A 23343-nucleotide genomic window follows, 5' to 3' on the forward strand; every position below is an offset into this window, starting at 1 on the left:
ATATTTTATCGGATATCTAATGAAATCCCCGGTCAAACAGCTGCTACGACAACGAGAGGAAGCAAACGAGCACCGATGTCGATTCACCATGCTAAACGTGGTTGACATTAAATGTTTTACCGTCTAAACTACTGGAAGTCGTCATAATTTGACGAATTCACGGGGAATGTTAGGACATGGTGTTGATGTTTGAGCTGAACGTCAAATCCTACATCAAGCGGAACCCACGCTTACGCCAAGCGAAGATGGGTATGCTCATGAGCAAATGGGCTTGGAACCGCAAAGTCTGCCCCCGCCAGTTCAAGCGCTTCTTCTCCAGCTTCACGTTGCCGAAGACTTCCGCGCTGTTCGCCTCGTTCTTGAATACTCGCCGCGTTGCGTATTCCTCCGCAAACTACGGAGACGCCTCGGCAACCAAGCTCTTCATCTTCCTTTCCTAAGTTGGTGCCCCTCGGGGGAAGTGCGCCCTTCGTCGGGTCGCGCTTGCCTTGTATCGTTGTGCCCGAAGTAAGGAGAGAAAGGGGGTGAAGGCAGGACGTTGACGTCCTACCTTCCCGGAGGATCTCCGGATGCCCCTAACAACCGATCCTTCTCACCAGATCGTTGCCAAAAGTATACGAACACCAGCCGATCTCAGCAAGAGTTCGGCAAGCGGTCGCATATTTTCCTCCGATCTCCTATCGGTAGTTAGGTTCCGCATCCCGCCTCCCGGAAGGCGACGCGAAAGTCGAGGGCACGGCTCAGCGTCACTCCACTGAACATCGTTTTCACCAGGACCGCCTCATAGCGGCCAGGGCGAAGCACGGTCTGCGGTGGATATCGATCCGCAAGAATCGTAACTGAATCGCGGACGGTCCCTGCGACCGAACGCACACAGGAGGTAAACATGGCTACCACTACAGCCAAAAAGAAGGGGATCCACTTCGCATGGTTCGTCCTCATCGGCGTTCTGCTGATGATGGGTCTGTGCCGTGGCGGCATCAACAGCGGCATGGGCTTGTTCTTCCAGCCTATCAGCGCCGACATGCACATCGGCGTGGGCGAAGTGGCAATGATGTCGTCCATCTCGGCATTGATCACTATGTTCTGGAGCCCGTTCGCGGGTCGCCTGCTCGACAAGTTCGACATCCGCATCATCACCGTAGTCGCCGTCGCCATCCAGGCGGGCTGCTTCGCCGCGCTGTCGCTGGTCGACGCAGTGTGGGGCTTCTACGCGCTGGCCGGCATCATGGCGTTCGGCTCGGTGTTCGCCACGCAGCTGGTGGGTCCCATGATGATCAACCGCTGGTTCAAGGATAAGAACGGCCTGGCCATGGGCATCATGATGAGCTTCGTGGCCATCTGCTCCGCCGTTCTCTCGCCGGTCGTCGCCTCCATCATCGCATCGAACGGCTGGCGCATGGGCTATATCGTGCTGGGCGTGCTCGCGCTGGTTATCGTGATCCCGGCCGTGCTCATCTGGTTCCGCACGCCCGAGCAGAAGGGGCAGCTGCCCCTCGGCGCCACCGAGGCCGACATCGAAGCCGCCAAGAACGCCGATCCGAAAGCCGCCGCCGAGGCCGCGAAGAACCTGCCGGGCCTCACGTCCAAGCAAGCGCTGAAGACCCCCACGTTCTGGTTCTTCTTCATCTTCATGGTGCTGCTCACCGGAACGCTGGCGTTCGCCTCCATCGTTCCCACCCTGGCTATCGAAGCTGGTTTCGATACCGTGACCAGCGGATTCGCTATGACGGCGTACATGATCGGCACGGCTATCGCCGCCGTCGTGTTCGGCACGATCTCCGACAAGCTGGGCCCCCTCAAGGCCACGATGGTGGCGTGCGCGTGCGGTTTCATCGCCCTCTTGGGCCTCATCTTCTTCCGCACGAACCTGTACATGTTCTTCGGCTCGCTGTTCTTCTACGGCTGCCTGTCCGCCACGCTGGGCGTCATCGGCCCGCTGGTGCTAGGCACGCTGTTCGGCCAGAAGGAATTCGGCTCCATCTACGGCATCGTCATGATGGCCACCGGCATCGGCTCCATGATCCTCATCCCGGCGTACGGCTTCATCTACGATGCGACGGGCAGCTTCACGCCCGCCCTCATCATGATCTTCTGCTTCATCGTCGTCTGCCTGATCTCCATGATCATGGCCTTCAAGACCGGCAAGAAGGTTCAGGCCATGTGGATGCCGAAGGCGTAAATCAGACGCGCCACCCGGCGCTTTGCGCGGAATGCGCTGCGCGCCACCCGTTTGGTTCCACTGCGGGGCACGAGCCCCGCAGCCGGCGGGCACCGGAAACAACCGGACCGCCCGTCACACTACAGTCCTTTTGAAAGAGGAGGAAACACATGGCTCTGAAACTTCTGGAAGGCATGAAGGTCATCGAGATCGCCGCGTTCATGGCGGCTCCGATGGGCGGACGCATCCTGGGCGAATGGGGCGCCGACGTCATCAAGGTCGAGCCTCCCACCGGCGACAGCAACCGCGGCATCGGCCTTGCCCGCCATATCTACAACGGCGACCAGGCCGGTTGGGACTCCATCAACTCCTGCAAGCGCTGCATCACGCTCGACACCCGCAAACCCGAAGGGCTGGCCATCCTCAAAGAGATGCTGAAGGACTGCGACGTGTTCCTCTCGCATCTGCGACCGAAGGATTCCAAGAAGCTGGGTCTGGACTACGAGAGCCTGTCGAAGATCAATCCGAAGATCATCTGCGGCAACACCTCCGGCTACGGCACCAAGGGCGAGTGGGCTCCCCGCGGCGGGTTCGACGCGGCCTCCTACGCCGCGCGTGCAGGCTACGACTTGGACTGCCCCATCAAGGGCGACAACCCGATGATCCCGTACTTCGGCTTCGGCGACATCCCCACGGGCACCTATCTGGCCATGGCCGTGCTGGCCGCCTACATCGAGCAGCAGCGCACCGGCAAGGGTCAGGAAGTGAACGTGGCCCTCATGCACGCCGGCATGTGGAGCGTGGGCGTCCCCATCGTGACCGCCGCCTACGGCGACGAGTACCCCACGGATCCGAACTCCGTGCTGCCCCTGGCCCGTCCGTACATGTGCTCCGACGAGAAGGCCATCGCCCTGATGGGCCTGCAGTGGCACAATTCCTGGCCTGAGTTCGTGCATGCCTTCGGCATGGACGAAGACCTCATCGCCAAGTGGCCCGACTATCAGACCGCGCTGGCCGCTTCTGCCGAGATCACGCCGATCATCACCGAGGTGCTGGCCAACGTCACGCGCGACGAGGCCATCGAGAAGCTCATGACCACCGACATCCCGTTCGACCTGTGCCAGCATTTCGCCGACCTGCAGGACGACCAGCAGGCATGGGACGCCGGGTTCTTCCAGGGCATCGACTACCCCTCCGGCAAGCACATCGGCATCGTCAAGGCCCCGGCCATCTTCTCCTCGGGCGAGGCCGAGTTCGGCCCCTCCGGCTATCCGGGCGAGTACACCCGCGAGGTTCTCAAGGAGTACGGCTTCGACGACGCGAAGATCGACGAGCTGCGCGAGCAGGGTCTCGTGACCGAAGAAGACCAGTGGGACAAGGACCAGTACAACATGGAGAAGCTGATGGCCCAGGCCGCGGCCGCCAAGAAGAAGGCCGAGTAACCGCTGGAACCACCTGATAGGAAAGCGGATCGCCAGCTGCGGCGACGATCCGATGAAGTACTGTTTTCAACGCGCGGGTTCCGGGAACCGAAACCCGCGCACCACGACCGCCAAGGAGGCATGCAACAATGATCGATTTCTCGAAGACCGAAGAGCAGGAGCTGCTCATCGAAAGCATCAAGGAGCTTCTGGAGCGCGAGATGCCGGCCGAGAAGGAGCGCGAGTGCTACCGTAACGGCGAGTTCCCCTGGGACGCCTGGAAGGCCATGGCAGAGGCCGGCTTCACGGGCTTGGGCCTGCCTGAAGAAGTGGGCGGCACCGACGTCGACCTCATGACGGTGGCCCTGGCCAACTTCACCATCTCCCGCTACGGCGGCCCGCTTGCGGCGTTCTACTCCATGGGCATGCCCACGATGTACGACGTGTGCGAGTTCGGCACGCCCGAGCAGATCGAGAAGTACGTGAAGCCCTACATCGCGGGCGGGGCGCCGCTGGCCCTGGGCATCTCCGAGCCCTCCACCGGCTCCGACGTTGCCGGCATGCAGACGTCCTACGCGTGGGACGGCGACACCGCGGTCATCAACGGCGGCAAGCACTACACCACCTGCGGCATGGAAGCTCCGGCCATCATCGTCATCGCAAAGGATCCGACGGTTGACAACGTCCATCGCGGTGCGACGATGTTCTTGGTCGATCGCGACACCCCCGGCGTGACTATCAACAAGCTTCCCAAGATGGGCCACGAGAACGCCCCCACCAGCATCTGCGAGGTGTTCCTGAACGACGTACGCGTGCCCCGCTCGGCTATCCTGGGCGTCGAGCACAACGGCTTCATGCAGACCATGGCGAACTTCACCCGCGAGCGCATCGCCAACGTGTCCGGTGTCATCGCCACGGCGGTCAATGCGTTCGAGGACGCCTGCGCCTACGCCAACCAGCGCGAGCAGTTCGGCCAGCAGATCGGTCGCTTCGAGCTGGTGCAGGAGATGATCATGGAAATGTCCTGCAAGATCGAGAACATGATGAACATGCTGTACAAGCTGTGCTGGCAGGCCGATCAGGGCCAGGACGTGCGCATCCTCGCCGGCATGGCCAAGTACTACTGCTCCAAGGCCACCTGCGAAGTGGTTGACGACGCCATCCAGGTGCTGGCAGGTATCGGCGTGGTGGGCGACCATCGTGTGGGCCGTTACTACATCGACATCCGCAGCGCCCGCATCGCCGGCGGTTCCGACCAGGTCATGGTGTTCAACACCGCTCCGCAGATCCTCAAGCGCTACCGGTAAGACGCCAGAACGAGCAAGGGGCGGGCTGACGAAAGCCTCGCGTCCGCCCCGTTCAACGCACATGAGGAAACGGGCAGCGCTTGCTGCTGCAGAAGGAGGTGAGTAACGCGATGGATCGATGTGACGGCATACCGATTGACAAGGTTGCTTTTTCGAAACAGCTTCAACAGCTTGCCGAAAAGTGGGGGGACGAGACGGCTCTCGTCGATGTCTCCCGCGACGGATCGGAACGGGCGTTGTCTCGTCGAGAGCTGTTCGAGGCGATCGAGAAGGTCGCCTGCCATCTCAATGATCGAAACGTTCAACAGGGAGATTACGTCGTCATAGCCCTTCCCAACGGTTACGAGAACGTCGTTGCGACGCTTGCCGCCTGGCAGCTGGGAGCGTGTTGCGTATTCATGTCCCCCAAGGGAACCGATGAAGAACGCAACCATATACACGCGCTGTTCGAGCGCAAGCTGCTGATATCGACATGGGATTGCGACGACGAGGATTGCATATCGCAGCAAGACGTGCGGAACTGGATCCGAGGAGAGTTCCCCCATGGAGCCGAGATCCTGCCGTTCTTCGCCTGCGAGCCCTCGCGGGCTATCCCGACGGGAGGGTCGTCGGGAAAACCCAAGCTCGTCGTGCAAAAAGTCAGGCCGGCCTACTGCGAGATGGATCTGTCGGCTTGGACGGCGATGACGGGGCAGACCCCTTGGTCGAAACAGCTTATCCCCGGTTCCCTGTTTCACAACCTGTACAGCAATGCCACGTACATCGGACTGTTCTTCGGGCAGACCGTGTACCTCATGGAACGCTTCGATGAAGGACAGGCGCTCGAGCTCATCGAAAAGCATGGGATTCAATTCATAGGCTTGGCTCCCACGATGATGGACAGGATGATGCGCCATCCTTCCTTCCAAACCAGAAACCTGGAAAGCCTGGAGGCCGTGTTCCACAGCGGCGGCCCCTGCCCCGACAAGGTCAAGCTCGCCTGGATCGAGCGCATCGGCGCCCGGAAGGTGTACGAGATGTACGGCGAGACCGAGATGATCGCAAGCACGTTCATACGCGGCGAAGAATGGCTGGAGCACCGCGGCAGCGTGGGACGCCCCTTCGGTTGCGAGCTGCAGATACGCGACGAGGAGGGTCGGGCGCTTCCCTGCGGCGAAGTAGGCGAGATATTCGGCAAGCCGGCTATGGGGCTTTCCGCAAAGTACGTGGGGCCGCAATCCATCAAATCCGAGGAAGACGGGTTCTTCAGCGTCGGCGACCTCGGTTGGCTCGACGAGGAAGGCTTCCTGTACATCTCCGACCGTCGTTCGGACATGATCGTGACCGGCGGGAAGAACGTGTACACCGCCGAGGTGGAGAACGCCATTTTCGACTATCCCGGCATCTCCGACGCTGTGGTTATAGGCATTCCCGACCAGCAATGGGGTCTTAGGGTGCATGCGATTCTCGAGATCGAAGGCGCGGAAAGCGAGTTTTCGACGGATGGTCTCAAAGAATTCCTCCACACCAAGCTGAGCGGATACAAATGCCCGAAGACCTACGAAATCGTACAGGACATGCCTCGCAACGAAATGGGGAAAATCCGGAGACGCGAACTGATAGAGCAACGTGTGTCCAGCTTATCCGAACGCGAACCCGGAACGAAAGCGTGAGAAAGCGATGCAAGAGTCGCATCGCGAAGACTAAAGAAAGGGAGTTTCATTATGGCAGAACGAGAGCTGAAGGCGACCTTGGCCGAAAAGCGCGACGGCGTGGGCATCATCACGCTGAACCGGCCTGAGAAGCTGAACGCCATCAATCAGGACGTCATGGACGACCTGTACTACCTGTTCGACGCGTACGAGGAGGATCCCGAGGTCCGCGTCATCGTGCTGACCGGCGGCGACGGCAAGGCCTTCTGCGCCGGTGGCGACATCGAGGGCGAGATCCAGATGGACGTCGTGGGCTCGTACCATGGCGGCATCGAGGGCAACCGCCTGAACACCCGCATCGAGAAGTGCCGCATTCCCGTCATCGCCGCTATCAACGGCTTCTGCCTGGGCGGCGGCTTCGAGATGGCGCTCGCGTGCGACATTCGCCTCGCTTCCGAGCGCGCACGCATCGGCCTGACCGAAGTGAACATGGGCGTCATCCCGGGCTCTGGCGGCACCCAGCGCCTGCCCCGCCTCATCGGCCCCAGCCGTGCGAAGCTGCTCATGATGACGGGCAACCACTACAAGGGCGAGGCTGCGCTGGCCATGGGCCTGGTGGACATGGTGTTCCCGGCCGAGGAGCTGCTGGAAGCGGCCGTGAACATGGCCAAGGAGATGGCCGCGAAGCCGCCGCTGGCGCTCGAGTACGTGAAGTGGGCCGTGAACGAGGGCATGCAGATGGATCTCGACCGCGCGCTGCTGTTCGAATCGGCCTTGTTCGCCCACTTGTACAGCACCGAGGATCAGAAGGAAGCGATGTCGGCATTCCTGGAGAAGCGTCCCACGCGTCCGTTCCAGGGCAAGTAGGAAACGCGGCTCATCCGCAAAGGGCGGGAAGGCCGCAACGACCTCCCCGCCCCGGCGGAGCCCCGCGCTCCGCGAAACATGATTTTGAAACAGCTGCGCGCATGAGGCCGCAGCGAGTGAAAGGAACGAGCAATGTCTGATTTGAAGCTTCTTGATGGCGTCAAAGTCGTCGACATGTCCGCGTTCGTCGCGGCACCGATGGCCGCCGAGATCCTGGCCGAATACGGTGCGGACGTCGTTCGCATCGAACCGCTGACCGGCGACGGCATCCGCGGCTCGGGCATGACGCAGAACATCTACAACGGCGACGCCCCGCTGTACGACGCCATCAACGGCAATAAGCGCCACATCGCGGTGAACACGCGCACGGCCGAGGGCATGGGCGTGCTGTGGAAGCTGCTGGAGACGGCCGACATCTTCATCTGCCACATGCGCGAGAAGGACATGGTCAAGCTGGGCATCGACTGGGATACGCTGCATGCGAAGTTCCCGGCGCTGATCTATGCCAACACCACCGGCTACGGCAGCACGGGCCCGCTGGCCAGCCGCGGCGGCTTCGACATGATCGCCTACGCCACGCGCACGGGACTCACCACCGACGTGGTTCCCGAGGGCGCGCATCCCTACATGCCCTACCAGGCGCAGGGCGACATCCCCACGGGCCTGTACCTGTCCATCGGCATCATGGCCGCGTACATCAACCGCCTGCGCACGGGCCTGGGCGACCAGGTGTCGTGCAGCCTGTACGGCTCCGGCATGATGAGCGCGATGGTGCCCATCCTCTCCGGCCAGAAGCCCTACAACAACCTGTGGCCGAAGGGCCGCGAGAACGTCCTTCCGTTCTCCTGCATGTACCGCGGCTCGGACGACCGCTGGATCATGGTTGCCGGCCTGCAGTGGCATAAGGACTGGCCGCGCTTCGTGGCGCGCCTGGGCCTCGACCCCGAGCTGGTGACGAAGTACCCCGACTACATGACCGCGCTGGCGAAGTCGAACGAGATCATCCCCATGCTGGACGAGCTGTTCGCTACCAAGACCGTGCAAGAGTGGAGCGACATCCTCACCGAGGAAGACATCCCCAACGACATCTGCCTGAAGTTCAGCGAAGTCGCCGACGATCCCGCGGTGCTGACCGGCAACCTCATGAAGGAAGTCGAGATGCCCAGCGGCGAGGTCATCAAGATGCCGCGCACCCCGGTCTACTTCCGCGAGGCCGGCGCTCCCGACCCGGTCGTCGCTCCCACCGTGGGTGCCGACACCGAAGTCGTGCTGAAGGAATGCGGCTATACCGACGAGGAGATCAAGAAGATGGCCGAGGAAAAGGTCGTCGGCCTGGGCGACACCTGGGATCGCTCCATGTACGTCATCAAGTTCTAACTGCATCACGAAACGATTTCGCGGGTCGCACGGAGCATCGCGCGCGACCCGCGCATCGGAACAAGAAGCGCAACCAACTGAGGAGGAGTCAGAATGCTGCAAGCACCTTTGTATTTCGAAGACGTCGAGGTCGGCTACAAGTTCCAGTCCCCCGGCGGCCGCACCATCACGAACGCCGAAGTGGTGAACTTCGCGCAGATCACAGGCGACTACAACCTGGTTCATCTGGACCACGAGTTCGCGAAGACCGGCATGTACGGCGAGAACATCGCCCACGGCGCCCTTACGCTGACGCTGGCCGGCGGCATGTTGAAGCGCACCGAGTTCTGGTCGGCCACGGCCGAGACGCTGGGAGACCTCACGGGCTTCAAGCACGTGAAGTTCATGGCCCCGGTGAAGTTCAACAGCACCATCCACCTGGAGTGCGAGATCACGGACAAGACGGACAACGGCGACGGCACGGGCACCATCGAGCTGGCCGTGCATGGTATCGACCAGGACGGCACGCTGGTTCTGGACAACGTGCGCTACTACAACATCGCCAAGAAGAACTAGCCCTCGCCCGCCATCATCCTGAAGGAGGAATTCAACATGAACGAGCAACTGCAAGCTGCTTTCGACAAGAAGTTCAAGGACACCTGGTTCTTCGAGGACGTGCCGCTGAACCATGCGACCCCGGCCACCACGGGCCGCACCATCACCGAAGCCGACATCCTCAACTTCGCCGGCATCTCCGGCGAATGGGCGCCCATCCACATGGATCTCGAGTATTGCAAGGCCCACGGCCATGACTCCGTGCTGGCTCAGCACATGCTGATCTATACGTTCACGCCGTCCATCAACCCGTCCGATCCCATGATGGCAAAGATGAACAACTCCATTCTTGCGACCAAGGGCACGAAGAACTGGAAGTTCCTGAAGATGCCGGCCGTGGGCGACACCGTGTACACCACGTCCGAGATCGTCGCCAAGGACGACAACAAGCCCGAGCGCGGCGTCATCATCATCCAGATGTCGATGATCGACCAGAACGGCGACGTGCTGCAGACCGGCGAGTACCACCTTGTCGTAGCCAAGAAGATCTTCTTCGAGAAGCAGTTCGAAGCTGCCGCCGCCAAGGCGCAGCAGTAGCACCCCGCTCGCCCGTTGCCGCGGCCTTGGAGGGAGGGTCGCGGCAACGCCCGCGGGCATGGACATGCCGGTCAAACGGGAACTGACCCTCGTCATCCTGAGCGGAGCGCCGCAGGCGCGAAGTAGAAGGATCCCGTGCGGCGCCAGCCGCAGCACTCCCTGTTAACGCAGCACGGGATCTTTCGACTTCGGCTTACGCTCGGAACGACAGGCAAGCAGTTTGCCCGGCATGTCCATGCCGCAGAACGGCAGGACGATAGGAGAAGAAAGGAAAGGCATCCATGAACATCATTGTTCCTATCAAGGTGCTGGCCGACGATCAGGACATCGTCGTAGCCGCCGACCGGAGTCTGGACGACTCGAAAGCCCATCGCATCGTGTCCACGTACGACCTGAACGCCATCGAGGCCGCCGTGCAGCTCGCCTCCGCCCACGAGGACTCGAAAGTCGTCTGCGTGTCGGTCGCCGACGCGAAGGCCGACGACTCCAAGCTGAAGAAGGGTATTCTCGCCCGCGGCGTGGACGAGCTGGTCATGATCGCCGACGACGCCTGTGCCGACCTCGACGCCCACGCGACGGCCGCCATGCTGGCGCGCCTTGTAGACGGGCTGGACGCCGCCGACCTCATCGTGTGCGGCGACGGCTCCGCCGACAACTACGCGCAGCAGGTGGACGTGCAGCTGGCCGATGCGCTGGACCTGCCCGTGGTCACCGCCGTGTCCGCCGTGTCGGTGGAGGGCGCCGTCGCCACGTGCGACCGCATGCTGGAGACCCAGTTGCAGACCGTGCAGGTGGACTTGCCCGCCGTGATCAGCGTGGTCCCCGACATCGCGCTGCCCCGCATCCCCGGCATGAAGGACATCCTCGCCGCCGGCAAGAAGCCGTCCTCCGTGAACGCCGCTTCCGATGTGGCGGCCGCGGTCGTCGACGTCGTGGAGACCAAGGCGCCGCAGCAGGCCGAGCGCAAGATGGAAATGCTGGACGCCTCGGTCGACGGCGATCTGGAGAAATTCGCGGCCGCCCTCAAAGCGGCCCTGTAGGAAAGGTGATGTGGACATGAAAGCATGCGTTATCGCTGAAACCTCCGCCGCCGCCCGCGCCCTGTGCGCCGGCGCCCGCGGCATGGCCGACGAAGTGGTGCTGATCGCCCCCGGCGTCGAGGCTCTGACCGGCGTGGCCGACAAGGCCGTGCATATCGACGTTCCCTCCGGAAACGCCATCGACGACGCGTACGCCAGCGTGAACTCCGTCGTGGACGCCGAGGCTCCGGGCATCGTCCTGGTCGAGCCCACCCGTTCCATGAAGGTTCTGGCCGGCAGGCTGGCCGCCCATCTGGGCACGGCGGCCATCACCGACGTCATCGAGTTCGAAGGCGACCTGGCCACCACCATGTACTTCGGCGGCGTGGGCCAACGCAAGAGCAAGGCCAGCGGCACGGCCATCTACACGGTGGGTGCCGGCGTGTTCGACGAGGCCTCCGCTTCGGGCACCGACGCCGTCGAGGAAGCCCCCTTCGCCGCCCCGGCTCGCGCCCTGCGCGTGACGGGAACGAAGGATCTGCCGAAGAGCGACGTGGACCTCGCAGCAGCCGGCGTGGTGGTGGCCGGAGGCCGCGGGTTCGCTGAAGAAGCCGACCTGCAGCTCATGCGCGACGTGGCCGCGAAGCTGGGCGGCGAGTGCGGTTGCTCCCGTCCGCTGGCCGAAGGCGTGGACTGGATGCCGCGAGAGGCCTACATCGGCGTGTCCGGCATGATGCTGGCGCCGAAGGTGTACCTGGGCATCGGCATCTCCGGCCAGATGCAGCACATGGTGGGCGTGAACCGCGCGGGCACGATGTTCGCCGTGAACAAGGACAAGAACGCCCCCATCTTCAAGCAGTGCGACTACGGCCTGGTGGGCGACCTGAAGGACGTCCTGCCGAGGCTGGCGGCGGCTCTGTAGGCTTTTCGACCTGTCCGGGAGGGTGCCCGGCATGCCCAGTCGCTCGGCAGTCCTGGCTCGCACGGACAGTCCACTGGACTGTCCGGCTCGATGGGTGCGGCGCCGCGGAGCGAAGCGGAGCAAGTCCCCGAAGGGGAAACTCGCTTGGTGGGCACGCCGGGCACCCTCCCTTCGATTCACGTCGCTGCCGCCCGCCTTGGACGATGGGACGGCTTTGGAGAACTTGAGGGATGCCCTGGAGAGAGGCGGCCCCCCTTCGGGTGGCCGCTTTCGCCTCCGTGATGCGGGGGGGGCAGGGCGCCCTTACCGTATTGGAAAAGAGAAGAGAGAAAGAGAGAGGAGAGGAACGTGGCTGAGACCGATTTCGACGCGATCGTCGTGGGCTCCGGGTGCGCGGGCGCCGTGGCGGCCTACGAGCTCGCGAAGGCCGGCAAGTCGACCCTCGTGGTCGAGCGCGGCAACTTCGCCGGCGCGAAGAACATGACCGGCGGGCGCATCTACTCGCACTCGCTGAAGAAGGTGTTCCCGGACTTCGAGTCCGAGGCGCCCTTGGAGCGCAAGATCACCCACGAGCGCATCGCGCTCATGGACCCGGCCTCGCAGACGGCGATCGACTTCACGAGCCCCGAGCTCGCCGAGGAGGGCAAGGACTCCTACAGCGTGCTGCGCGCGCCCTTCGACCAGTGGCTGGCCTCCAAGGCCGAGGACGCCGGCGCCGAGTACATCTGCGGCATCGCCGTCGAGGAGCTCCTGAAGGACGAGGGCGGCAGGGTCGTCGGCGTGCGCGCCGGCGAGGACGAGATCACCGCCGAGGTGGTCGTGCTCGCCGAGGGCGTGAACCCGCTTCTGTCCGAGAGGTGCCTGGGCAACCCGCGCCCGAAGCCCTCCCAGATGGCCGTCGGGATCAAGCAGGTGTTCGAGCTGCCGGCGCAGACGATCGAGGACCGCTTCCTGGTGCCGGAGGGCGAGGGCGCGGCCATGCTGTTCGTGGGCGACTGCACGCACGGCAAGGTCGGCGGCGGCTTCCTGTACACCAACAGGGACTCGATCAGCCTGGGCCTCGTGGCCACCATCTCGCTGGCCGCCGACGGCGCGAACGAGACGCCGGTGTACCAGATGCTCGAGGACTTCAAGGGCCACCCGGCGGTCGCGCCGATCATCCGCGGCGCGAAGCTGGTCGAGCACTCCGGCCACATGGTGCCCGAGGGCGGCTACGGCATGGTCCCGAAGTACGTGTTCGACGGCTGCCTGGTGGCCGGCGAGTCGGCCGGCCTCTGCATGAACATGGGCTACCAGGTGCGAGGCATGGACTTCGCCGTGGCCTCCGGCCAGATGGCGGGCCAGGCGGCCGTGCGCGCGCTCGACGCGGGCGACACGAGCGAGGCGGGGCTCGCCTCCTACAAGGAGGCGATGGAGGGCTCCTTCGTCATCCAGGACCTGCGCACCTTCTCCAAGTGGCCCCACGTCATGGAGGGCTGGGACCGCATGTTCACCGAGTACCCCGTCATGGTGCGCGACGTCTTCAACGCCATGTTCAGCGTGGACGGGAAGCCCCAGAAGCCGCTCATGAAGCGCATGATGCCCATAGTCAAGCAGCGCGGCCTGCTCAAGCTGGCCGGCGAGGTTCGGAAGGCGGTGAAGTCGCTGTGAGCGAGGTCAAGGAGATCACGGTCAACGTCGACGAGTTCCTGGCCATCGACAAGTACGAGGTGGACGAGGAGAGCGCCCACATCGAGCTCGTGGACGACCCCGACATCGAGGAGTTCCTGAAGCTCGTGCGCGTGTGCCCGGCGGCGCTCTACAAGATCGACGGGGACGGCAAGAAGTCCTTCGACTACGCCGGCTGCCTGGAGTGCGGCACCTGCCGCATCGCCTGCGAGGGCACCATCGTCAAGAAGTGGGAGAACCCCCAGCCCACAATGGGCGTGGAGTACCGGTTCGGGTAGGAGGAGAGCAGCATGCGCGAAACGTACAGTACCATCCGCCATCTCCTACATCTGGCGACGGAGCTTGATCGCGCATGCGCGCTATTCCTCAGCACCCACATCAGCATCACCCATGACGAAGCCCGCGTTCTGCTGGAACTGGGCGCGGCTCAGCAATCGTTGCGCCCCGGCGCGCTTGCGAAGCAGCTGAACTTGCAGCCCAGCACGTTATCGCGCGTGTTGAGAAACCTGGAAAATCGCGGCTTCATCGAACGGCACCGCACCACCGAGGATGCGCGTAGCCTATCGCTGAGCCTTACCTACTTGGGAGCGCGCACGGCAAAAGAGACCGAGCAGACGCTTGATCGGTTCTTCGACGGGCTCGGCAAACATTTGGGATACGACGACCTCGACGGTCTTTTGAATGCTTTTCAGGACGCAACCGACTATCTGTCGAGCTGCTGTCCTTCGTGCGAAACCCCATCGTAGGAAAAGACGCGTCCTTTCCCATCTAGCGGGAAAGAAAACCTCGGAGCTACGTTCGTCTGCGCTTCATGCTTCATGCGTCAAGCGGACGAACGCAGCTCCGAGGAAGCTGTCGAAAATCGCGAGCGCCGATTGTTTCACGTGAAACATAAATCGTAAAGTCTCACAACAATGCGACAAGTGTTTCACGTGAAACATGTTGATACGGATAGAGCATCCGTTATCGCCCGCCGAAGACCGAACCCGACCCCTCATCCGCCTCGATCGTTCCTCGCCCTTACTATCCTCATTGATTGCTTCACGTGAAACACCTTCATAATGCAAAAAAAGGACGGCCAAAGCCGTCCTTTTCGTCATCAGTGAGAGCGAGGTTATTTCGCAGCGCCGATACGGCAAATCGTGGTACCGCAGTCGGGGCACTTGCCCTTCGTGATAGGCTTACCGTTCTTCGTCAGGCTCTCAACGGGATCCTTCATCTCTTTCTTGGCCTTGCATTTCACACAATAAGCTTCAATAGCCATGGCTGCAAAAACACCTCTCTGTTCTGTACTTGAGCAGGACGCTTTCATCCCGCACCTTATCGTGGCATACCCTGGCAATAACCAGCGCATACAAACCCGTATTATAAGGCAGGCTGAAAACCGCCCACCGAGGACGGATAGGGGCACCTATACATTCTTCAACAACTCCATAACAAAGTCGGCATTCGTTTCAAGCGTTTGCTCGTCAACGTTTTCTAACACATCATCGCCTTGCGCAAAGAACGCCGGTTTCGCTCCGTTCATGCCTACCAGATGCATTGCCTGGTACCCTTGTTTGATGGCGTAGGAAGCAGCGCTGTCCTTCCATTTGATCTGCGCGCCGCCCACGTTCAAACCGGTGGCTTGCGAAGCCTTCTTGATGTAACGCTTCATACGCGAGGACGTCTTCACCGTCCGGTACATGCCCTCTTGCTCGATCATGCAGAGGTCGCCAGCACCCAAGCCGTCGAGATCGATGATGATAGAGCCGCGAAGCTCCTGCTGATGTTCGGTGATGAATGCGCGCATACCGCCGTTTTGAGCGAGCTCCGAACCCAGCGCGACGAACCACACTTCCGTGTTGATGTCGGGGTTGCGGAACTGGTATATCTGCTTGAGCTCGGCAGGGACGTCGGGATCATCGAAATCGAGGGATTCAGACGATTCGTTCGAAGCGCTGTTGAGGTCGAGTTCAGCCTTCTCCATACGACGGGGCGAGAAAGCTCCGCCATGCCAAGGACGACGCTCGTCAGGCCCGTATCCGTCATCGTATTCGTCAACGCCCTCGTAGTCGTAAGAGCCGTCGAATCCGTCTTCTTCGATCGTATTGTACTGGCCGTTCTCGTAGTCCGCGTTGTAGGGATCCAATTGCGTTGTCGCACCGGGATCGACGACTCCCTCATCCTCTCGGAAGCTTTCCCAGCCGCCGCGCTCAGCTCCCACCGTGCGAGCATCGAAAGACTCATCCACTTCAAGCCACTCCTGAGGCGAAGGCTCTTGGTCTTTGCTCTTACGGCGCAGACGGTCGAACAGACGATGAACGCGCGATTTGGGCATTTCCACGTACCCGGGGCCGGCGAAGGCTCCCGACTCGGTGAAGTTCTGCTCGTAAGCGGAATCATCAGCATCGTCGATGTAGATATCTTCAGGGTCGACATTATCCAGCAGCTCATCGCCAATAGGCGCGAACGTGCCCGTCGCTCCCGCAGGAACGAACGCGCCTGCTGCGCTGACGTTCGAAGTTTTGCCCTCTGACGCATCGGCGCGGCTGATCGAACCCGAAAGCGATGGCAGCATCGAGCGGAGCGAATGCTTCTTCTCAACCGAATCGCCGCTCGCGTTCGTGGCGTTTTCCCCCGATACTCTTTCCGTCGAATCGCCGCTCACGTCGATGGAGGGAAGCATGCTCAGCAGGCTCTTCGCGGCAGATTTACCAGACGTCTCAACATCTGCCAACGGAGCACGTTGCTTCGGCAGCTCTGATATGGGAGGCAGATTCGTAGCCGAAACTCCTATATCAGGCAACACGATAGGCCGATGGGCAGACGTTTCGGCCTGAGGGACGGCTTCCTCGGTGGAAACCTCGTAGCTTTCGATGTCGACGTCGATTCGTCCGCTTGCGCCGATAGGGGCGCCCGTCACGTCCACTCGGTTGCCAGAGCGCTGCATGTCGGCTTGAGCAGCGCGGGCCTCTTCTTGCACCTTGCGCGGATCCAGGAACGAGGGCATGGGAACATCGCTGATGGGCGGCATGTCATCCAGACGAAGCCCGCTTACGTCAATAGGCGGCATGGCGGTTGTCGATAACGGATCGCCTTGAGCATCCTCGACGGCAGCCTCGTGCGCGGCGCTCGACGGAGCTTGCAAGCCCTCCTCGCCGGACGGGACCTCGTAATCGCCATCGTCAGAGAGACGCTGCGAACCGTCCGCAGCGCTTGCTTCCGTCATGTGCCATTGGGGAGCCTGCACATCAAGAGAATCGTTGCTACCGGAATCGGATACATCCGCCGTTCCACGATCCGAGGGCTTGCTCACCTCGGCGAAACTTCCGGCGCTTTCGCTGTCGGCTGCATCAAGAGCGCTTGCGAAACGAGAGCGTTGCACCGGCTTGTCTGCGTTACGAGGCTTCTTCGCCTTCTCCTGAGCTTTCTTGAACCAGTCCGGAACCCCGTTGCTCGTTTCACCCGCCTGGCTCACGGCATCGTACGACGATGCCGCCATGCCGGCCGTGGCCGCCGCGATGGCGGCCGCCTCCTCGGCGGCGCGGCGAGCTTCCTCGGCAGCTGCAGCCTCGGCGTTCGCCAGAGCCTCCTGCATGGTATCCTCGGGAATGCTGGACAACGCTTCGCGCGTCTCGTCGCGCAACTCTCGATAGCCTTCGTCAGTAGCCGCAGGCAACGGGGGTTCTTTGATCTGGACGAGGTTCTGAGCGATATCCGACGCTGTAACCCCTGAAACGGGCTTGCCTGACAGCGCGGCGATGGCGGCTTTCGCTGCAGCCAGGCGTGCTTCGGGAGTCTGCGGAGCAGGCGCAGGAGGCTTCACGTTAGCGGCTTCGTACACCAGCTGCGCGCCTTCAGGAACCAACCCCGCCTTGCGCGCCGCATCTTCTCCGTGGATCGCAGCATCGGCGTTCGCGGCCAGCTCGGCTTCGCTCACACGGCCTCGGCCTACACGGCGTGCGACTTCCAGCATCACAGCCGTGCCCGCGGCGTTGCAGTTCGCTCCTTCGTTATACGAAGCCAGCTTGTGCAGCAGTGCGAACACCAGGGGCAAAGCAACCAGAACCAGCGCGATGCACGCCAGTACGTTCAACACGATGGCGGTAGCGCCTTCGGCGTTGAGGAATACCACGTTACGAACGATCAGCAGCACTGGCAGGAATACCATGGCGCCGAACGTAGCCCATTGCAGGATGGGAAGAATCGAGAGCAGCGGGCCGTTGAGCTCGGCGTTCACCTTGCCGCTGTCGTAGCGCGACACCACGATCACCTTGCGCCGACGCGATCCGCCCGTTTCGGCCGAGTAGCCGGGCTCGTACTTCGCCACGACGTTCTGGCTGACACCTCGTGCGAAAGCGCGGGACAGCACGGGTCGGTTGAACACCTCGGCGGCGAACAGGAGAGCCGCTAACAGCGTGACCACGATGGACACTACACCCGCCGCTGGCAAAAACAGTGCAAGAATAGTGACTACCAGCGTAGCCGCGCAGCAGATAACGCGCGGGGCTTCGGCTCCGGGAGCTCCGCTGAAATCTTCTATGATTGCGGAAAGACCCGCATCCTTCTGCATCTGCTCGGTAATGTACAACGCCGCTTGCTGCTCTTCTTCAGTCCCCGCAGGACGAGGTCCGATTTCCTGTGATAGATATGCGACGTGATCTAGTATGTCCGGCATACTCTTTTGCCTTTCGTTGATGATTCTACAAGGCACACATAATGCAAGTATACGCTATTTGCTCTCCGCACCCAAATAATCACTAATAAAAGCGTCTGCGCTGCGCGCTTGTAAACGTGCTGTTGAATAGGCCTTTGCAACATCCGCCGTGGCTTCTGCGAAGGTTTCGTCGATGATGACCGCAGGATCTTCGGGAAGCGATTTCGCAAGCACCGCCGCTTCGGCATCGGCGATGTTGTAAGCATTGTTCTGAGCCGTGGCTTCTTCCTTGTTCTTTGCCAGAATCGCATCGTCCGACGCGATGGCATAACCGAGCGATTCCTGACGTTTGCCAATATAATCGAAGTACTGCGAGAAATCAGCCGACGCATACGTCGATTGAACGTCCGAAAAAGCCTGATAAGCCTCATCGAAGGCAGCCAGCGCTTCTTTCGTCTTGTTCTTAGACGCCTCGACGTTTTCAGCCGTCGTCTCGGTGACCAGCTGAGCGGCCTGGCGCGCCAAATCGTCGCCTTTCAAAACGGTTTTCCAAGCACGATCCACCTGCTCGGCGGCGAGCTGAGCCTCCGTCGCGGCGTTCATGAGAAGCTGGCCCTGTTCGACAAGCATGTAGCGCGCTGCGATCGCCGCTACCGTTTGGTTCGCAGCCTCCTTCTCGCGAGCACCGTTCAGCTCCAGCGAGACAGTGCGCGCTTTTTCATCAGCATCCTGCAGCTTTCCTTCGACATCCTCGAGCTGCGCTTGGATATCAACACGCTGTTCATCGCTTCCATCAGCAAAAGGATTCTTCACTACCTCATCGAGCTTTTCTATGGTCTCGTCAGCCTCTTTGACGAGCAGCAACGCATCGTCAAGTACCGCAACGTGTCCTTGTTGGGTTTGATAATCGCGATAGAGGTACACGCCTCCCGCACTCAACAGGCCGGCGCTCACCACCACGACCACCGCAATCGCAAGCCATTTGCTCAGACGACGCCGCGCTTTGCGGAGGGCTATCTCTTCTTCGGGAGAGCGTTTTGGTTTGACAGGGGCAACCGCTAGGGTCGTGGATGGGTTTTTCTCCGTCGAGCCGGACGAACGCGACGGCGGAGCGATCATTCCAAGTTTCGACGTCGGTCCACTATCATCAACCGACACGAAACCGCCAGTTGAAAGCGGCAATCCACGTTCCTTGGTCGGCGTGGGAGCAGGCTTTTTCCGCTTGCCCGGAAGAGTGAAGAGCGAGATGCGGCCTGGCCTGTGCTTCAGGCCGTCGTCATCGCCTTCCAGCGCGTTCTTTGCCGCGTCGAGCACGCTGAACGATATCTCGTTCGACGTGCCGCGCGTATGCCTTTTGATATGCGCGGCACGCGTTATCTTGTCTTCCCTCTTACCCATTCGTACCAGCCGGATCGCCTTGCGTTACCCGTTGTTGGAGCGCTCGAGATCGGATACAATCTCAGCCGCCGTCATCACCTTGATGGTCCTGCTCGGAAGGGAATTAAGGAACGCTTTGCCGTAGCTTTTCGTCAACAAGCGACGATCGGCGAGAATAAGCACGCCCGTATCATCGGCCTTCCTGATAAGTCGACCAGCAGCCTGTTTCGTCTCAAGGACGGCGGCGGGTAGCACGTAGCGCCTCCACGCCTGATCGTCGCGAGCCGCCCGTTCGCACGACAAAGGATCGGTCGGCTTCGCGAAGGGCAGCTTGGGAATGACGACCCCTTTGAGCGTAGCGCCCGGAGCATCGAATCCCTCCCAAAAGCTTTTGAGAGCGAAGAGCGAAAGATGCTCGTCCGCCAGAAAATCATCGCGCAAACCTTTTACCGACACACCCCATTTTTGACACACGACGCGCAGGTCGTCGACTTTGAGTTGGGGTTGCACCTCGTCAAAGCAACGCTCCATCTCGCGACGGTTCGTGAACAAGGTCAGCATCGAGCCGTTCTGCGCACGGTGAACGTCCACCAGCAGGCGCTGCAGCGCGGCAAGATACGCGGCTTCGTTCGGTTCCGGCATATCGCTGGCCACGTACACTGTCATATGAGCGTCGAAATCATAGCTTGAATCCAGCTTGCACATCTGACAGGTCGAATGCTCCGAAGCGTTCAATCCCAGGGCGCTTTCGAATGCGTCGAATTTATCGTCCACCGCCAACGTGGCGGACGCGAACACCGTCGAGTGCGTGCGCTCGAACAACGTCTCGTTCATCGCTTCGCCCACGTTGATCAGCAGCGCTTCCAGCTTTTCTGCGACGCGATCTTTCTTGCGACTCAAAGTGGCCGCATAGGCATACGTTTCCGGAGCCCTGTCCAAGATGATGTCGGCGGCGTTCATCTGGTCTTTGAGCTCCATCGCGGTCGATGCTATCTCGCGCTGGATCTCTGCCGCGCCTTCGAGCTCTTCCAGATATCCCACGAGCTCCTGACACACGCGCACCAGCTTCTCCGCTGCTTCGGTCATCGCTCGACCATAGCTTGCTACCTGGGCAAACGTTGCGCTGGAACGCACATCTGAATTGATCCACAGCTCGACGATCTCGTAGCCTTTTCCTTTTTTGTTCTGATCGAAGAACAGAAGGTTCTTGAGGTGAGCGGAGAATTCCCGCGCAGCATCAGCGTAGGCCTTGCCCGCAGAGCGCGCCTTGCCGGTAAGGGCGTAGAACAGCGAAGAACCTTCTTCCATGCCGGGCACCACCACACGGCGCTCGGCACGCACGAACACGTTACGGGAAGCCTCATCGGCACCGACACGGTTGGCCAGACGCGTTATGTCCTCGGCCGAAAGCGACAACGAGAAAGCCCGACGAGCTTCGGCTTCGGCTCCGTGAGCCTCATCCACCACCCAATAGCGGATCGGCGGCAGCAATCCACCATCTGCTACGAGATCGCAGAACAGCAAACTATGGTTGGTGACCACGATATCGGCCGCCTCGGCGCGCCGGCGCGAACCGTGCACAAAGCATGAAGTACCGAAATAAGGACACTTACGCCGTAGACAATCGTTCGCCGTCGTAGTGATAAGACGACGAGGCAGCACGCGATAGTCGATTTTCAAGCTGTCCATGTCATCGTATTCAGTCTGCTCGATAAACGACAGCAAGGCGGCAAGGGAGGGAGCCTGGGTCTGCTCTTTGTTGCCGAACAGCTTCGTCTGCGCTCCTTCCTCGACGATATGGCCGATCTTACGCAAACAAGGATAGTGCGAGAAACCCTTGAGCGGAGCATACGTCAGAGACGGCCTGTCAGGGTCGGCCAACCGAAGCGCTTTTTCCAATGCAGGCAGCTCATGGTAAACCAACTGATCGAGCAGGGTATTAGTCTTCGTTGCAACGCCGACGGCTATGTTGTTGGCCCGCGCCGTCAACGCGGCGGGAACCAGGTACGCCATGGACTTTCCAACGCCCGTTCCCGCTTCGACCAACAGGTTCTCCGAAGAAGAAAATGCCTTTCTCACTGCCTCTGCCATAGCGACCTGCTCTATGCGAGGCTCGAACTCTTCGTACAACGACCCCACGAGCCCGGTTTCCGAAAAGGCTTGAACGATATCCGCATCTGAAGGGAACGTAAGCGAGCGTTGCGGATCGGCCGCGATATCGTCGGCGTCCAGCTTCGCCGCGCGCTCCAGCTTGCCCAAGCGGTCACGACGAAGGGCGCGCAAAGAGAATCTCAAACTTGGTGTTTCACGTGAAACATCTTGGTTCGCTTCCACCTCGTACTTTCGGGCGAACTGCTCGAATACCATCCTCGTCGACCACTCGTCAGGAGTCGCCATATGGGCGATCTCGCACACAAGCGCCGGCGGCATCGCGGCGACACCTGCAAGCAGGATGCGGAAGATGGCGCAGGTTGCCTCGACGTCGGCATCGGCGCGATGTGTCGACAAAGGCGCGCCGAAAGCCCGTACAAGATCGAGCAAGCGATGCGATTTCATGCGGGGAAGCGCGATTCGCGCAAGATCGAGCGAATCGATCCAGGTATTCTCCAACAGGGGATAACCGCTGGGATGACGCGTGGTGAACGTACGATCGAACTCTGCGTTATGCGCGACCACCTTCGCATCGCCAATGAATTCCACAAGCTTGGCCAGTGCGTCGGCGGGAAGCGGAGCATCGGCGACATCGCTATCGTGGATATCGGTCAGATGCGCGACGTCTTCCGGAATGGGCTTCCCGGGATTCACGAACGTGATGAACCATTCGACGATCTCGCCTTGCTCCATTCGAGCTGCGGCGATCTGCGTCAACTCGTCGTGATTGAACGAGAAACCGGTGGTCTCCGTATCAAGTACCACGACGTTATGGTCGAGATCGCCGAAATCCATCGTCGCTGCGATTTCGGGAAGCGACGCATACCGGTCGCGGACGGCCTGGGAAGTGCCATCGCTTATGAAACTTTGCAGGGTATCCTGCGAGAGCATATTTTGTTTATCCATACCGTCCAGCCTATCATCTATCATGGGATCATACAAACTGTTACGCCGACGTTGACAAAAAGAACGGCTCGAAGGAGAGAATATGCAGGCTGAGCGTTACTTCGGTACGTACGCACGATTCGATACCCTTTCAAAGAAAGATGCTGCAATCCTGCTCGGAGCCGATAATCCTATAGGCGACGTGTTCGAGATCGTATTTCAAACCGACAACGGGGTGTCCACCGCTTGGATGAAAAACCGCTTCGGCGCGCTGATCGGATTTCTCGATGCTGAGCTTTCACGCCAGCTGAGCATTCTCGCCGCACGCGAGTGGAAACTGCAAGCCTTGTTGTCGTTCGTCGCGTTCACCGACCATCCCGAACCAGGCCACTACTGGGGCCAAGTCGCCATCATCTGCTACGATTCCAATCTCGATCAAGCTTTCAAGCCTTTCATAGCTACAACGGTGCAGCGTCTTTCCGATGGCGTGCGACCGGAAATCGATCTCGGCGAGCAAGGTGTCGAACAGGTAATCTCCAGCAATGGTAATTGGACTCCAAAACAGACCGTAGCATTTCCTCCAAAGGAAGCGGGAACGGTGATCATGAAGAGTCGACGTAAAATGTCCGAGAAACTCATCGAGCAGGGGCGCAAAGGAAACAAGGGCTGCTATGCGGTCAGCTGGCTGTTCTTGCTGGCGCTCGTAGCCCTTGCTCTTTTCAGCCTCAAATCATGCGGCGCGTTCTAGTCTTTCTTCAAGAGTGGAATGTTTCACGTGAAACATTCC

At 60.8% G+C, this 23343-nt stretch carries 19 protein-coding genes; 15 read left to right on the forward strand and 4 right to left on the reverse strand.

The window, feature by feature from the left end; all coding sequences use genetic code 11:
• The first annotated feature begins 185 nt into the window (after positions 1 to 185).
• The 14 genes from GT590_RS01300 (at position 186) to GT590_RS01370 (ending at position 14250) form a co-directional block, all read left to right on the forward strand.
• Complete coding sequence (locus tag GT590_RS01300; RefSeq protein ID WP_015761538.1) at positions 186 to 440, forward strand: hypothetical protein; 255 nt, start codon at positions 186 to 188, stop codon at positions 438 to 440.
• 446 nt (positions 441 to 886) lie between these two features.
• Positions 887 to 2182: an MFS transporter gene (locus GT590_RS01305; RefSeq protein WP_009608932.1), complete on the forward strand. Its 1296-nt coding sequence runs from the start codon at positions 887 to 889 to the stop codon at positions 2180 to 2182.
• Between the two features lie 149 nt (positions 2183 to 2331).
• Positions 2332 to 3603, forward strand: a complete 1272-nt coding sequence (locus GT590_RS01310) for a CaiB/BaiF CoA-transferase family protein (protein WP_009305553.1) — start codon at positions 2332 to 2334, stop codon at positions 3601 to 3603.
• Positions 3604 to 3731: 128 nt separating this feature from the next.
• Complete coding sequence (locus GT590_RS01315) at positions 3732 to 4889, forward strand: acyl-CoA dehydrogenase family protein (protein ID WP_009305554.1); 1158 nt, start codon at positions 3732 to 3734, stop codon at positions 4887 to 4889.
• Positions 4890 to 4999: 110 nt separating this feature from the next.
• Positions 5000 to 6541, forward strand: coding sequence for a class I adenylate-forming enzyme family protein (locus GT590_RS01320; protein ID WP_161170799.1), 1542 nt, complete (start codon positions 5000 to 5002; stop codon positions 6539 to 6541).
• A gap of 51 nt (positions 6542 to 6592) precedes the next feature.
• The gene (locus tag GT590_RS01325) at positions 6593 to 7387 is read left to right on the forward strand and encodes an enoyl-CoA hydratase/isomerase family protein (protein ID WP_009305556.1); all 795 of its coding nucleotides are present in this window, start codon (positions 6593 to 6595) and stop codon (positions 7385 to 7387) included.
• A 132-nt stretch (positions 7388 to 7519) separates the two neighbouring features.
• Complete coding sequence (locus tag GT590_RS01330) at positions 7520 to 8764, forward strand: CaiB/BaiF CoA-transferase family protein (RefSeq protein WP_009305557.1); 1245 nt, start codon at positions 7520 to 7522, stop codon at positions 8762 to 8764.
• Between the two features lie 93 nt (positions 8765 to 8857).
• The gene (locus GT590_RS01335) at positions 8858 to 9319 is read left to right on the forward strand and encodes a MaoC/PaaZ C-terminal domain-containing protein (RefSeq protein ID WP_009305558.1); all 462 of its coding nucleotides are present in this window, start codon (positions 8858 to 8860) and stop codon (positions 9317 to 9319) included.
• 36 nt (positions 9320 to 9355) lie between these two features.
• Positions 9356 to 9895: a MaoC/PaaZ C-terminal domain-containing protein gene (locus tag GT590_RS01340; protein WP_009305559.1), complete on the forward strand. Its 540-nt coding sequence runs from the start codon at positions 9356 to 9358 to the stop codon at positions 9893 to 9895.
• Positions 9896 to 10176: 281 nt separating this feature from the next.
• The gene (locus GT590_RS01345; RefSeq protein WP_114551895.1) at positions 10177 to 10935 is read left to right on the forward strand and encodes an electron transfer flavoprotein; all 759 of its coding nucleotides are present in this window, start codon (positions 10177 to 10179) and stop codon (positions 10933 to 10935) included.
• Positions 10936 to 10951: 16 nt separating this feature from the next.
• Positions 10952 to 11836: an electron transfer flavoprotein subunit alpha/FixB family protein gene (locus GT590_RS01350; RefSeq protein WP_114551901.1), complete on the forward strand. Its 885-nt coding sequence runs from the start codon at positions 10952 to 10954 to the stop codon at positions 11834 to 11836.
• Between the two features lie 348 nt (positions 11837 to 12184).
• On the forward strand, positions 12185 to 13486 hold the full coding sequence (locus tag GT590_RS01360) for an FAD-dependent oxidoreductase (protein WP_161170800.1): 1302 nt from the start codon (positions 12185 to 12187) through the stop codon (positions 13484 to 13486).
• Entirely contained in the window at positions 13483 to 13782 is a 300-nt protein-coding gene (locus tag GT590_RS01365) for a ferredoxin family protein (RefSeq protein WP_086414152.1), read from the forward strand. The genes GT590_RS01360 and GT590_RS01365 overlap by 4 nt, the downstream gene beginning before the upstream one ends.
• 12 nt (positions 13783 to 13794) lie before the next feature.
• Positions 13795 to 14250, forward strand: a complete 456-nt coding sequence (locus GT590_RS01370) for a MarR family winged helix-turn-helix transcriptional regulator (RefSeq protein ID WP_114552287.1) — start codon at positions 13795 to 13797, stop codon at positions 14248 to 14250.
• A gap of 368 nt (positions 14251 to 14618) precedes the next feature.
• Here GT590_RS01370 and GT590_RS14275 read toward each other — a convergent pair whose 3' ends face one another.
• The 4 genes from GT590_RS14275 to GT590_RS01385 all read right to left on the reverse strand — a co-directional run bounded on the left by GT590_RS14275 (position 14619) and on the right by GT590_RS01385 (position 22562).
• Positions 14619 to 14768 carry a DUF5679 domain-containing protein gene (locus GT590_RS14275; RefSeq protein WP_009305565.1) on the reverse strand — a complete coding sequence of 50 codons (150 nt, stop codon included), beginning with the start codon at positions 14766 to 14768 and terminating at the stop codon, positions 14619 to 14621.
• Between the two features lie 147 nt (positions 14769 to 14915).
• Entirely contained in the window at positions 14916 to 18077 is a 3162-nt protein-coding gene (locus GT590_RS01375) for an aminopeptidase (protein WP_161170801.1), read from the reverse strand.
• Between the two features lie 141 nt (positions 18078 to 18218).
• Positions 18219 to 19541 carry a hypothetical protein gene (locus tag GT590_RS01380; RefSeq protein ID WP_114556646.1) on the reverse strand — a complete coding sequence of 441 codons (1323 nt, stop codon included), beginning with the start codon at positions 19539 to 19541 and terminating at the stop codon, positions 18219 to 18221.
• Positions 19542 to 19565: 24 nt separating this feature from the next.
• Positions 19566 to 22562, reverse strand: coding sequence for a helicase C-terminal domain-containing protein (locus GT590_RS01385; protein ID WP_057385271.1), 2997 nt, complete (start codon positions 22560 to 22562; stop codon positions 19566 to 19568).
• A gap of 97 nt (positions 22563 to 22659) precedes the next feature.
• Between GT590_RS01385 and GT590_RS01390 the strand changes: the two genes are divergently transcribed.
• Positions 22660 to 23304, forward strand: a complete 645-nt coding sequence (locus GT590_RS01390) for a hypothetical protein (protein WP_021410630.1) — start codon at positions 22660 to 22662, stop codon at positions 23302 to 23304.
• The last annotated feature ends 39 nt before the right edge of the window (positions 23305 to 23343 follow it).

Origin of the sequence: Eggerthella sp. BIOML-A1, assembly GCF_009875595.1 — a bacterium.
Classification (GTDB): domain Bacteria; phylum Actinomycetota; class Coriobacteriia; order Coriobacteriales; family Eggerthellaceae; genus Eggerthella; species Eggerthella lenta.

Excerpts from the sequence above, each read along its gene's own strand:
- GT590_RS01370 (WP_114552287.1), top strand. The coding sequence starts at position 13,795 with ATGCGCGAAACGTACAGTACCATCCGCCATCTCCTACATCTGGCGACG.
- GT590_RS01315 (WP_009305554.1), top strand. The coding sequence starts at position 3,732 with ATGATCGATTTCTCGAAGACCGAAGAGCAGGAGCTGCTCATCGAAAGC.
- GT590_RS01335 (WP_009305558.1), top strand. The coding sequence starts at position 8,858 with ATGCTGCAAGCACCTTTGTATTTCGAAGACGTCGAGGTCGGCTACAAG.
- GT590_RS01320 (WP_161170799.1), top strand. The coding sequence starts at position 5,000 with ATGGATCGATGTGACGGCATACCGATTGACAAGGTTGCTTTTTCGAAA.
- GT590_RS01390 (WP_021410630.1), top strand. The coding sequence starts at position 22,660 with ATGCAGGCTGAGCGTTACTTCGGTACGTACGCACGATTCGATACCCTT.
- GT590_RS01330 (WP_009305557.1), top strand. The coding sequence starts at position 7,520 with ATGTCTGATTTGAAGCTTCTTGATGGCGTCAAAGTCGTCGACATGTCC.
- GT590_RS01345 (WP_114551895.1), top strand. The coding sequence starts at position 10,177 with ATGAACATCATTGTTCCTATCAAGGTGCTGGCCGACGATCAGGACATC.
- GT590_RS01340 (WP_009305559.1), top strand. The coding sequence starts at position 9,356 with ATGAACGAGCAACTGCAAGCTGCTTTCGACAAGAAGTTCAAGGACACC.
- GT590_RS01380 (WP_114556646.1), bottom strand. The coding sequence starts at position 19,541 with ATGGGTAAGAGGGAAGACAAGATAACGCGTGCCGCGCATATCAAAAGG.
- GT590_RS14275 (WP_009305565.1), bottom strand. The coding sequence starts at position 14,768 with ATGGCTATTGAAGCTTATTGTGTGAAATGCAAGGCCAAGAAAGAGATG.
- GT590_RS01385 (WP_057385271.1), bottom strand. The coding sequence starts at position 22,562 with ATGCTCTCGCAGGATACCCTGCAAAGTTTCATAAGCGATGGCACTTCC.
- GT590_RS01305 (WP_009608932.1), top strand. The coding sequence starts at position 887 with ATGGCTACCACTACAGCCAAAAAGAAGGGGATCCACTTCGCATGGTTC.
- GT590_RS01300 (WP_015761538.1), top strand. The coding sequence starts at position 186 with ATGTTTGAGCTGAACGTCAAATCCTACATCAAGCGGAACCCACGCTTA.
- GT590_RS01350 (WP_114551901.1), top strand. The coding sequence starts at position 10,952 with ATGAAAGCATGCGTTATCGCTGAAACCTCCGCCGCCGCCCGCGCCCTG.
- GT590_RS01310 (WP_009305553.1), top strand. The coding sequence starts at position 2,332 with ATGGCTCTGAAACTTCTGGAAGGCATGAAGGTCATCGAGATCGCCGCG.
- GT590_RS01325 (WP_009305556.1), top strand. The coding sequence starts at position 6,593 with ATGGCAGAACGAGAGCTGAAGGCGACCTTGGCCGAAAAGCGCGACGGC.